This window comes from Chitinophaga pinensis DSM 2588, from assembly GCF_000024005.1.
GTDB lineage: Bacteria > Bacteroidota > Bacteroidia > Chitinophagales > Chitinophagaceae > Chitinophaga > Chitinophaga pinensis.
Window position 1 is genome coordinate 641545 of record NC_013132.1, and the last position, 12762, is coordinate 654306.

Below are 12762 nucleotides of genomic sequence, written 5' to 3' on the forward strand. Positions count from 1 at the left end.
TGCTAGAAATGATATGTTGCAGCTAAGAGGACACTTGGAGATGTCGCAACAGGAGTCCCTGATTTCTTATTGAAGATATCTACAGATGCATTGTCTATTCTGAATTCAGGTATGATTGTAAGGTTACCTACTTTATAATTCATTGACAGCGTACCGGCCACAACATGGCCACCGCCGGCAGTAGCAAAGGTTTTAAGACCATCTTTATCATCGAAATATTCACCACGTACAGTCATTCCCAGCTTGTCATTGAAGTCAACATTGACATACAGCGCAGAGCCCCACCATTTTTTAGAACCTTCACCAGGTTCTTTGTCGCGGGTATCATTGTAAGTGCTGACGGTACCATTATACCCCAGTCCCAATACAGAATTGATCTGATAAGTAGCGACGAAGTCGATCTGATGGTTCTGAACACCAGTTGTGTCTTTTCCTTCCAGGTAATTGAGGTAGAGTTTCAGTGGTGCTTTGGTAGAGGAATAGCCCAATTGTGCACCTACATATTTATTATTGGTCCAGGAGGCGGACTTAAAATCGGTTGGATTGAATACGCCGATCATCGCTGTCCAGGCCTGGCTGATAGTGAAATCAGCTTTCACACCTGTACTGAAGAACGGGCCATTACTGAACATGTAACTCATGCTGTAGTTACGGTTCAGGTAAGCATCCAGCAGTTCATAGCCAACGTGTGTACCAAAGCTACCCATGCTGATCTTCAGTTTGTCAAGCACCTGATAACCTATGTATAACTGTTTGATGGCTAATTCAGCTGTATTTGTTTTATCGGTAGTCTCGTTATAGGAAAATTCAGCAGCTCTTTTACCAAAACCGAGGTCCGCTACGATGCTTCCCTTCTTGAATTCATGCTCGGCTTTGAGAGAGATCATACCCAGTTCAAAACTATTGTGAGAGTTTGTGAAACTGGTTTTGTTGTCAGTGTTGTTGCCATTGAAATTATACCGGTAATACACATCCGCAGACCCTGAAATCTTAACCAGCGGAGCTTGCGTCGTATCAGTAGCGGTCTGGGAATAGGCAATAAATCCCTGGCAGGCAGCGAAAGCTACCAATAGAACTTTTTTCATGAAACGAAATTTGGTTGATAAAATGGTGTGCGTGTGTTGTTTTTCGAAGTTCTTTGCTCGTACTGTTCTATAGCCGGAAATGAAGGGAAAAGAATAGCTAATAATTATCCGGGAAGGAAAATCCTACATGGAATAATTGATATTGGTTGATAAAAAATTCTGGTTGATAAAATATAATTCTGTCTACGTTCTTTATTTCCCAGAATAATTATTAGCTATTCGACTTTTGGGTGTCAAACTATGTAAATCTCTTAGTTATTGTGGCTTAGTGCGCCATCTGCTCTTCTTTCAGTGCACCGTTGTCTTGTACACTCAGCATTGCAGGATGGTACTGTTCGTTGTGCTGTGTAGCATCCAGACCCAGTTCTTCTTCTTCTTCGCTTACACGGAGTGGGTGGATCAGGTTGATCAGCTTGAAGATGCCATAAGACACAGAGAAGCTGTATACTACTACGATCACGAGGCCGATTACCTGGTTTTTGAAGAGTTCAAAACCACCGTAGAACAGACCGTCAGAGATAGCACCGTTTACATTTTTGCTGGCGAAAATACCTGTCAGCAGCATACCTACCATACCGCCTACGCCATGGCAAGGGAATACGTCGAGGGTATCATCGATCGCAGTTTTGGATTTGTAGTGTGCTACCAGATTAGATACGATAGCGGAAGCGAAACCTATCATAATACTCTGTGGAATTCCTACGAAACCAGCAGCAGGGGTGATAGCTACAAGACCAACTACAGCACCGATACAGAAACCGAGCGCAGAAGCTTTACGACCACGGATCACATCGAAGAAGATCCAGGAAAGACCAGCAGCAGCAGCGGCAGTATTTGTAGTAGCGAAAGCGGAAGCAGCGAGGCCGTTAGCACCCAGGGCAGAACCTGCGTTGAAACCGAACCAGCCGAACCACAGCAGACCTGTACCTAACAGTACGAAAGGAATGTTTGCAGGTTGCAGTTCTTTCTTTTCAATATGATCTTTACGGCGTTTCAGTACCAGTACACCTGCCAGGGCAGCGCAACCAGCAGAGATGTGTACTACTGTACCACCTGCAAAGTCAAGTACACCGAGTTTGAACAGGATACCATCAGGATGCCAGGTCCAGTGCGCGATCGGCGCATATACCAGCAGACTGAATAACACCATGAATAATACGTAAGATGTGAAGCGGATCCTTTCTGCAACAGCACCTACTACCAGCGCAGGAGTGATTACCGCGAATTTCATCTGGAACAGGGCGAATAACAATAAAGGAATAGTCGTTCCCAGAGACCAAGGCTGGCCGGAAGGCACTCCTTTAAAGAACAGGAAGGTTGAAGGATCACCAATCAGACCATTTATTGATGTACCGAAGGAAAGGCTGAATCCAACGGCAACCCATACTATGCTCACCACACCGGTAGCAATAAAGCTCTGTACCAATGTTGAGATCACATTCTTACGATTCACCATACCACCGTAGAAGAATGACAATCCGGGAGTCATCAGGAATACGAGGCAGGATGCCACCAGGATCCAGGCAATATCACCATAATTGTATTTTCCTTCAGGATCAGCAAAAGGCAGCTCACCTGGGACGAAAAGTGCAACTATCGCGACCAATGCCAGCACAATGAAGGGCAAATAGTCTTGAAATGATGTTTTCTTCATAGCAATTGATTTTTAAATTTCTTCAATAAAAGTATGAAGGATATTCAAGTCATCAAATAGAAAAGGCAAAAAATAGAAATGATTGAACAAAAATATGGGTTCAACGGGCAAAAATTAACTATATTATTATTATTTATAATATATGCATTAAAATTTGCATGAAATGGTGCCTGAAAAAGCGGTGTAATCATCTCGCAAACATTTAAATATCAATATTTTAAAGAAGGAGAAAGGGGCCGTTTAACAATTTTCTAACATTGGAGAGACGGTTGCTATTGCAAATATGTCACAAGGCATATAATAAAATAAAAATCAGCCTATTATATATTAGGCTGATTTTACTAGGTTTTTGATCCGCGTTGAAGAATATTGATATATTACAAATAAATACATGTGAATTTTATGATCCAGGACATAAAAATGGGTCTTACTGCGACATTATTGCTTCATACTTTCTAATTCCCGTTGCATAGCAAACATCTGATCGCGTAAACGGGCCGCTTCCATGAAGTCTAAATCCTTCGCAGCCTTCTCCATATCCTTCTTTACCTTACTGATGGCCTTCTCCATCTGAGGGATCGTTTTAGCCGTTACCGCTTCCTGTTTCGCATAACCCATCGCATCTTCTGCTACTAGACTTACCTCATCATGTACCGCATAAGGCGAATTTTCATCGAACTGCTTGATTTCCAGCACAGATGTCTGTCCGAGGATCTGTTCCTTACTTTTCAGTACGGTCCGTGGTGTAATATTATGAGCTGTATTATAGGCAACCTGTTTTTCCCGGCGACGGTCTGTCTCGTCTATCGTACGCTGCATACTGTCGGTAATCTTGTCAGCATAGAATATAACAAGTCCTTCGGCGTTTCTCGCCGCACGTCCTGCTGTCTGTGTCAGGGAACGTTCATCTCTCAGGAAGCCTTCTTTATCCGCATCCAGTATGGCCACCAACGTTACTTCCGGTAAGTCAAGCCCCTCACGTAAGAGGTTCACACCGACGAGTACATCTATATTACCAAGGCGGAGGTCTCTTAATATCTCAATACGTTCCAGCGTATCGACCTCTGAGTGAATATAGCGGGACTTCACATTAATACGGTGCAGGTATTTATCCATCTCTTCCGCCATTCGCTTGGTCAGGGTGGTTACCAGTACACGGCCTCCTTTTAATACGCGCTTGTCTATTTCATCCAGCAGGTCGTCTACCTGGTTAACACTCGGTCTTATCTCGATGGGAGGTTCCAGCAATCCGGTAGGTCTTACAACCTGTTCTACCACCACCCCTTCAGTCTGTCGCAGTTCATATTCACCTGGTGTAGCACTGACGAAGATGGCCTGATTCACCAGGTTCTCAAATTCATAGAAGTTCAGCGGCCGGTTATCCATTGCGGATGGCAACCTGAAACCGAAGTCTACCAGGGTCAGTTTCCGGGATCTGTCACCACCATACATACCACCAATCTGGGGGATGGTGACGTGGCTCTCATCTATTACTAATAAGAAGTCTTTCGGGAAATAATCCAGCAAGCAGAATGGGCGGGTACCCGGTGCACGTCTGTCCAGGAAACGGGAGTAGTTTTCAATACCACTGCAATAGCCCAGTTCGCGTATCATCTCCAGGTCATAGTTCACTCTTTCAGACAGCCGCTGTGCCTCCAGGTGTTTGCCGATAGAGCGGAAATACTCTACCTGGGCCATCAGTTCATCCTGGATCTCAAAGGTGATCTGGGCCATCATATCTTTAGGTGCCATATAGAGATTGGCAGGGAAGATCGCTGCATTTTCCATTGTGCCGATACGTTTCCCGTTCTGTACGTCGAAGCTTTCGATCTCTTCGATCTCATCTCCGAAGAAGGTAATACGGTATCCAAAGTCCACGTAGGGCAGATTGATATCAACCGTATCTCCCTGTACCCGGAAATTACCACGGTTAAAATCACCGGTCGTACGGGAATAGAGGGAGTTAACCAGTCCGTGTAACACGGTATTACGGCCAATGGTCTGGCCTTTATGCAGGCGGATGATACCATTTTCGTAATCTGTCGGGTTCCCCATACCATAGATACAGGACACACTTGCTACTACGATAATGTCCCTACGGCCGGATAACAGACTGGTAGTAGCCCGGAGCCGTAACTTATCCAGTTCCTCGTTAATAGAGAGGTCTTTTTCTATATAGGTATCACTCACAGGCATGTAAGCCTCCGGCTGGTAGTAGTCATAGTAAGACACGAAGTACTCCACGGCATTATCCGGGAAGAACTGCCTGAATTCTCCGTATAACTGGGCTACCAGTGTTTTGTTATGCGTCAGGACCAGTGTCGGGCGCTGTACCTGCTGGATAACATTGGCAACTGTGAATGTTTTACCGGAACCTGTTACCCCCAGCAATGTCTGGGCGGGGGCTCCATCCTGAATACCTTCCACCAGCTGTCTGATCGCTGTTGGCTGGTCGCCCGCAGGGGCGTATGGTGCTTGTATCTTGAAGGGCATATCTTAATTTATGGCGTTATCAAATGTACAAATTATCGGAGAGTGCTTTTTCATTTGAAAAAACTGGCCCACCTTTACATACTTGTATATTATTAACCTTGACATGCTTTATGTTTAAAAAATTGTACCATGTTTTACTGGGTGTCATATTGCCATTGATTCCCATGACAGGCTTTGCCTGGGGCGTTACAGGCCATCGTGTTGTGGCAGAGATTGCCAGCCGTCATCTTACTCCGCAGGCACGCAAGGCAATTATAGCACTGCTCGGTCCGCAAAGTATGGCAATGGTCGCCAACTGGCCTGATTTCATCAAGTCAGATACCACCCATAAATATGATCACACCTCTCCATGGCATTACCTGGATTTTCCTGCCAACGTTGATCGCGTGCACTTTGATGAAGTACTGAAAGAGCACACTACAGGTGAAAATCTGTATGCGCAGACCGAAGCGCTGATCAAAAAGCTGAAGGATCCGGCTACATCCAAAGCGGATAAGGTGTTTGCACTGACTTTCCTCATACATATGATAGGAGACATGCACCAGCCTTTACACATAGGCCGTGATGAAGATCAGGGAGGCAATAAGATCCCTGTAATGTGGTTTGACAAACAAAGTAACCTGCACCGTGTATGGGACGAGCAACTGATAGAATTCCAGCAACTCAGCTATACCGAATATACACAGGCGCTGGACACGGCATCAGCCGCAGAAGTGCGTAAATTACAAAGTGGTAGTATTGCCGACTGGATGTACGATTCCAATCAGCTGTCCAATAAAGTATATGCGCTGACACATGCCAACGACAAACTGAGTTATCGTTATAACTACTGGTTTATCGCTGACCTGAATGGCCAGCTGCTGAAAGGAGGCCTTCGTCTGGCGGCACTCCTGAATCAGATCTACAAATAATGGGTTACAGTATAAAAGAAAAAGCATCCGCCGCAGCGGATGCTTTTTCTTTTATAGCAGATACGAACTGACTAGATCAGATCGATATCGAAGTTTACCAGTTGTACGAACTGATCGAGACGTGCATTGATATCGTCCTGGGAGATTTCACGCAGACGGCCTACACCGAAGCGCTCCACACAGAAGGAAGCCATTGCAGAACCTACGATGATCGCAGTTTTCATATTCTCAAAAGAGATGTCCTTCGTCTTCGCGAGGTGGCCAATAAAACCGCCGGCAAAAGTATCGCCAGCACCGGTTGGGTCAAATACCTCTTCCAGTGGCAGGGCAGGAGCGAAGAATACGTGATTTTCATGGAACAGCAGGGCGCCATGCTCACCTTTCTTAATGATCAGGTATTTTGGTCCCATAGTGGTCAGGATCGTACGGGCAGCTTTCACCAGGGATACTTCGCCTGTCAGCTGACGCGCTTCACCATCATTCACCAGGAGCACATCTACTTCTTTCAGTACCTTCTTCAGATCGTCCATTGCAACCTCCATCCAGAAGTTCATGGTATCCATTACGATCAGTTTAGGCCGTGTTTTCATTTGTTTGATAACGCTCAGCTGTACCTGTGGGGTCAGGTTACCCAGAATCAGGAATTCGCTGCCCTGGTAACTGTCAGGTATTACCGGCTGAAACTCACCCAATACGTTCAGCTCTGTAGCCAGTGTATCACGGGTGTTCATATCCATATGGTATTTACCCGCCCAGTAGAAGGACTTTTCGTCTTTTTTCACCTGCACACCATCCAACGCAACACCCTTGGCGGTCAACGCGTTCAATTCATCCTGAGGAAAATCTCCTCCGATTACAGATACCTGATTGATGGGCTTCACAAAATTAGAAGCGGCCCATGCGATATAAGTGGCTGAACCACCGATGATTCGTCCGGATTTACCAAAGGGCGTCTCAATATCATCGAACGCCATCGTACCTACAACAGTTAGCGACATGCTTATCTTTTTTTATTGGGTTTTAGTTAGTTCAAAACAAAACAGCGCAAATGTAACTAAACTTTTACCCGCTTCCACCATCCTTTCCTGAATATAAATATTGCTGCAACCGCTACACAGGACTCGGCGATAGCAATCGCCCAGAACACGCCTGCAGGGCCCATATTATAATTCACCGCCATCATCCAGGCCATCGGGACCTGCAACATCCAGAAACCGACAAGATTGATCAGCGTAGGCGTACGCGTATCACCAGCGCCGTTAAAGGACTGCGAAAGCACCATGCCATAGGCGTAGAATATATAACCCACGCTGACCAGCTGCAAACACTGGGCAGCATAAGCGATAATACCCGTATCCTGTGTAAACAACATAACGATAGGTCTTGCTGCCAGCAGGAAAAATACCGATACAAATCCCAGGAAAAGCATGTTGAAAAATGCGGCTCTCCACACCGAGGTTTCCGCTCTGTCTGGTTGTCCGGCGCCAAGGTTCTGTCCCACAAGTGCCGCGGCCGCATTCGCCATACCGGAAGCAGGTAACAGGGTAAAAATAATAATACGCACTGCTATCGTATAACCGGCAACGGCATCTTCTCCAAACCGGGCAATTAACCTGACCAGGAATATCCAGCTGGCAGTATTGATCAGCAACTGCGCAGTACCACCTGCTGCTATTTTAAGTAATCTTATGATCACGCTCATATCAGGCAGCAAGTGACGACTGTTTATTTTTATCAGTCCTTTACCTCCAAACAGGTGATATAACTGATAACAGACACCAATACCTCTGCCAATCGTAGTGGCCAGTGCAGCGCCTTTCAGGCCTAAGGCCGGAACAGGTCCGAATCCATTAATCAGTAAAGGACACAGCAGGATATTCAGAATATTCGCAATCCATAAGGAACGCATGGCGACAGCTGCATCACCAGCACCTCTGAATATACCATTGATCAGAAATATGAGGATAACAATCAGGTTACCTCCTAGCATAATCTGCGTGTAAATATATCCGTTATAGATCACCTCATCAGAGGCACCCATTAAAGCAAGTATTTCACTGGCAAATACAATACCGATGAAAGCGATAATAACTGCCAGTACAAGCGCGACGTACAATGACTGTACAGCAGTATGTGCAGCTGCATCATTGTCCTTTTCACCTGTGCGGCGTGCCACAACAGCCGTAGCCGCCATGCTTAAACCGAATGCAGCAGTGTATACCAGCGTCATGATAGACTCTGTCAGTCCAACAGTAGTAATCGCATGTTTACCCAGTTTACTTACAAAAAATATATCAACAACTGCAAACAGTGACTCCATCACCATTTCCAGTATCATCGGAACAGATAATAAAAAAATAGCACGGTTGATATTACCACTGGTAAATTCTTTTTCCGTACCTGACACAGCCATTATAAACAGCCGGAATGCCTTGCCCAGGCGGGAACCTGCCTGTGTATGTTGCATGTTAAAAACGATTAGAAACTATTAGAAAATGGGAACAGGTTGTACTGTATGGAGTACATCCTTAACAAAGTGGCGTGGGGGATACCTGGGACGACCAGGTATTACATGATGCTTTTCATGGCGTTTAAAATTGTAGGCTACAAAGCTAAAGATGTTTTTTTAAACCACTTTGTTTTTTTATAAGGTGTGGCAACAAGCATCTGATTTCTTCTATTTTTTTAAGGGCATCAAATTCAATACGGGTAAGCAATTCATTGCATGACCAAAACACATTAAATAATTTTTTTACAGTGATTGTAACTTTTCTTTAACGCGCTCGTTTAACAATTGCATCAGCGCTGAGAAACCATTATTGTATTTAAAATACGGAAAACGGAAACCTAAGTTCTAAAAACTCAATTAAACGGAAACCATGCTTACGATTAAAAAACATGCTCTTAAAATGGGAGCATTAGCCCTTGCTATGGGTATTACTTTTGCAGCTTGCAGCGATGATGATGACAATCCAACACCTGCGCCTGGACGTACTAAAGAGTATAAACTCTCTAAAAGCGCTACTGATGCAACTCAGGTAGGTACTATCACCCTGTCTGAAAATGCGGATAGCAGTGTAAACCTGGCTATCACGCTGAAGGCTTCTGCTAAAGACATCAAACATCCTTTCTACCTGATCGGTGGTAACGTTGCTTCACCAGTAACAGATACACTGATCAGAGACACACTCGCTGGTAATGGCGCAGAAGCTACTAAAGTGATCTGGAATAAAATCAAGACAGTAGTAGTAAATGGCAGCACTCGTAAATTCAATTTTGACAGTGCGCTTAAGATCAATGCTTTCGCCAAAGTACGCTACAGCGCTACTAAAGACAGCACAATTGCTATCGGCAACATCCTGAAAAGTGTTGCGCAGTAAGCAGATATTTTGCTAAGAAATTAGAGACTCACTGGTTCAACTAAATGTAATAATGGCCGGAAAATTTCCGGCCATTATCATGATGGTCTTCGCTCGTCATTAGGATATGGCTCCAATCCGTAGATCGGAAAAACCGACTTTATAAAGAGGTTAACGTGATCGCTATTGATTTAACTGCGTTACACGTAACACTTTAAATTCTGTTCTTCTGTTCAGTTGTCTGCCTTCCGGATTATCCTTGCCATTAGGCAGGGTGTTTGGCGCTATAGGCCGTGTTTCTCCGTACCCTTTCGCGATCATACGCTCACTCGAAATCCCTTTGCTGATAAGGTAATCAACACAGGACTGCGCTCTCTTCTGAGACAGTTTCATGTTGTATTCATCCTTACCCTTGCTATCCGTATGCGCACTCATCTCAATGATGATATTCGGGTTATCCTGCATGATAGATACTACCGTATCCAGTACGATCAGTGATTGCGGACGAAGCGTTGCTTTGTCGAAATCATAGTAGATATCTTTCAGGATGATAGGCTTTCCTATTTCATAACGCTTCAGACATATAGTTGGGTTCACCATGGAGTCAACTTTTGTCAGATCGTCTGTATTTACATAGATCGCTTTTGAGAAATAATTCTCTTTCTCTGCCATGATCTTGTAATGTTTAAGCGGCTCTGCTTCAAAACGGTAGCGGCCTGTTTCATCCAGTGTGACCTGGCCAATTACACGCTGCACAATTGTGTCCAGCAGTGTAACTTTCGCACCCGTCAGCGGCAGATCTCCATCGCAATCCAATACTAAACCACTGATGATTTTAGAGATCTTTTTAATCGTGAATACTTCCAGACAACAAACAGATTCCCTGTCAGAACTGATATAACCTCCCGCCATCGGATGCTCGCTGTCAGCTGCTGTAAAGTAAACGTCATCCTTAGGGGAGTTGAGCGGCAAACCCAGGTTCTTAGGAGAACCCCAGCTGCTGAAATCGCCATCACTGATAAAGAAATCCAAACCACCCAAGCCAACTCTGCCGTCCGTACTGAATATAAGCGCTTTCTTTTCTCCATCGTAAAAAGGCGCCTGCTCCTCATCACGGGTATTGATATTGGTACCAAAATTCTTTGCCGGACCGGCAACGCCATTCTCCAGTGCACAATACCAGAGATCATTTTTACCCATACCGCCCGGCCTGTTAGACGCAAACAATAAATACTTACCGTCACTGGTAACGAAAGGCTGCATGGAACTATATCCATCCACATTTACATTTACACCTAACACCTTAGGATCTTCCCAATCATTTCCTTTGCGTTTACTACTATAGATAGCAGCAGCTTTAATGCCATTTTTTGTCGTCCAGCGGGTCAGGTAAATAGTATTTCCATCCGGACTGACAGTAGCCACCCCCTGATCAATACCGCTGGCTTCCGGAATGGTTACCGGACGGCTGTTACTGAAGTTACTGCCTTCACCGGTTGCGACAAACAGGTTATTGATATACGGGTTTACCTTCTTTGACTTCTTCTCTTTTTCCAGGTCACTGCTATCAGGACGGGAAGACGTATACAACAATGTATTCTTAGCCAATACAGCAGGAGCGTAGTTCGCACCACCAGCATTCACATCACCGGATAACTTACTGATCGTGTAACCAGGCATTCTGCTGGCTTCTGATACCGCAAATTCACAACTGGCGATTTCCAGTGTTGCCCTTGCACTGATATCATCTGTTTTGTTATACTCCTGTTTAAACTTCGTAAACTGTTCCAGGGCGGTGGTATACTTACCATTGGCCCGCAGACACACGCCATACCAGAAACGTGCAAGCGGAAACAGTGTATTGTTATTGAAACCTACCGCCTGCTCATAGTATTTTTCAGCATTGCCGTAGTCGTAATAATGCCTGTATGATTCAGCCAGCTTGTAGATGACTGTTTCGTAGTCCTTCAGTTTACCAGACTCCTTACCACGCAATTCTACGGTGTAAGGCAATATCTGTTCGGGTTTTATCTTAAAAGTACCCAGGGCCCTGTTGTAATATTGAGCTGCAGAGTAATAATCCTTTGCTTCGAAATAAATATCACCGGTCCGCTTATAATCGTATACATACTGCGCTCTTGCAGTGCTAACAGTCCATAATAGCGCGATAACCAGCCAGTAGCGTACATTTTTTTTCATCCGTGTATTTTTTGTTTTTACAACCGCGGGCAAAAGAAATTCTCTTCAGAATAAACTTTCTTCTTCCTGCTTATGAAGGATAAGGATAGTTCAAAGCTGTTACTACCGTTCACTAATCTTCTGAGATTAGATGCGTTCACATCATAACTGAGACCCAGCACAAAATTTTTGAAGTGGAAACCTGCAAAAGGAATCGCGGAGTCATTGATACGGTAGTTTGCTCCCAGCAGGAAGTCAAACTCCTCATTCAGGTATGCCTGACCATATAAGCCCACCACTGTCTCATGCGCATTTCCCTGGCGCATGTATAAACCGTGTGGCGTAAGACTGAATATCTCATTCAGCTTGATACGTGTACCACCATGTCCGATATATCTTACCGGCAGCCGTTTATTAGAGCCGGCAGATACAAATGGATCCTGCGGCTGTGTAAGGTGTCCGGCAGAGAAACCTGCAAATGGATTGAACTGGTGGTTAGGGTTACCATCGAAGAACATGACACCTGCAGCGGCATCAAAAGAGTTGGAAGATGTCGTACTGATATTCTCTCCACTTGGTTTAGAGGGATCAAATCCCATCACCGGATCATACTGACTACCCAATTGCCATTTCGCAGGATCTATTTTACGGTTGATCATACCCGCCTGGATACCAAATACCAGCTGGCTGGTACCGGTTTCGCCAAAGCGTACACCACGGTATGAGAAACTGGCCATTGCATTGAGATAGTTATACCCTGCATCACCGGCAGACATGTTTGTGATATTCAGACCTACACCGATGTTATTGGCCGCAGCTGCATCAAACGATACGCCTACTGTGGAAAAAGGCTTTCCGATGTTTACCCATTGGTTACGATAATTGGCACTGACACGATAATCCCCATCAACAATACCTGTCAACGCAGGGTTCAGCCACATGGGATAAGCATAATACTGGGAGAAGTGAGGATCTACCTGTGCCTTTACCCAGCCTGGCATCAATGCAATCAGCACGGTTCCGACAACAAAGAGTATATTCTTATTCTTCATAGGAAGACTTTTTTGACGTTTTTTAAGGAA

General features: G+C 44.8%; 9 protein-coding genes. 2 read left to right on the forward strand and 7 right to left on the reverse strand.

The window, feature by feature from the left end; translation table 11 throughout:
• Window positions 1-2: 2 nt before the first annotated feature.
• The 3 genes from CPIN_RS02650 to uvrB form a co-directional block, all read right to left on the reverse strand.
• Complete coding sequence (locus tag CPIN_RS02650; protein ID WP_012788214.1) at window positions 3-1085, reverse strand: porin; 1083 nt, start codon at window positions 1083-1085, stop codon at window positions 3-5.
• Window positions 1086-1350: 265 nt separating this feature from the next.
• Complete coding sequence (locus CPIN_RS02655) at window positions 1351-2739, reverse strand: ammonium transporter (protein ID WP_012788215.1); 1389 nt, start codon at window positions 2737-2739, stop codon at window positions 1351-1353.
• A 438-nt stretch (window positions 2740-3177) separates the two neighbouring features.
• The gene (uvrB, locus tag CPIN_RS02660; protein ID WP_012788216.1) at window positions 3178-5232 is read right to left on the reverse strand and encodes an excinuclease ABC subunit UvrB; all 2055 of its coding nucleotides are present in this window, start codon (window positions 5230-5232) and stop codon (window positions 3178-3180) included.
• Between the two features lie 110 nt (window positions 5233-5342).
• Here uvrB and CPIN_RS02665 point away from each other — a divergent pair, with 110 nt between their 5' ends.
• Entirely contained in the window at window positions 5343-6143 is an 801-nt protein-coding gene (locus CPIN_RS02665) for a S1/P1 nuclease (RefSeq protein WP_012788217.1), read from the forward strand.
• A gap of 71 nt (window positions 6144-6214) precedes the next feature.
• Here CPIN_RS02665 and CPIN_RS02670 read toward each other — a convergent pair whose 3' ends face one another.
• The gene (locus CPIN_RS02670) at window positions 6215-7141 is read right to left on the reverse strand and encodes a PfkB family carbohydrate kinase (RefSeq protein ID WP_012788218.1); all 927 of its coding nucleotides are present in this window, start codon (window positions 7139-7141) and stop codon (window positions 6215-6217) included.
• A gap of 56 nt (window positions 7142-7197) precedes the next feature.
• Window positions 7198-8610, reverse strand: coding sequence for an MATE family efflux transporter (locus CPIN_RS02675; protein ID WP_012788219.1), 1413 nt, complete (start codon window positions 8608-8610; stop codon window positions 7198-7200).
• Between the two features lie 412 nt (window positions 8611-9022).
• Between CPIN_RS02675 and CPIN_RS02680 the strand changes: the two genes are divergently transcribed.
• Window positions 9023-9523 (forward strand): hypothetical protein, encoded by a 501-nt coding sequence (locus tag CPIN_RS02680; RefSeq protein ID WP_012788220.1) that lies wholly within the window; start codon window positions 9023-9025, stop codon window positions 9521-9523.
• Window positions 9524-9685: 162 nt separating this feature from the next.
• Here CPIN_RS02680 and CPIN_RS02685 read toward each other — a convergent pair whose 3' ends face one another.
• Window positions 9686-11701 carry an OmpA family protein gene (locus CPIN_RS02685; protein ID WP_012788221.1) on the reverse strand — a complete coding sequence of 672 codons (2016 nt, stop codon included), beginning with the start codon at window positions 11699-11701 and terminating at the stop codon, window positions 9686-9688.
• Between the two features lie 17 nt (window positions 11702-11718).
• The gene (locus CPIN_RS02690) at window positions 11719-12732 is read right to left on the reverse strand and encodes a PorP/SprF family type IX secretion system membrane protein (RefSeq protein WP_012788222.1); all 1014 of its coding nucleotides are present in this window, start codon (window positions 12730-12732) and stop codon (window positions 11719-11721) included.
• Window positions 12733-12762: the final 30 nt, after the last annotated feature.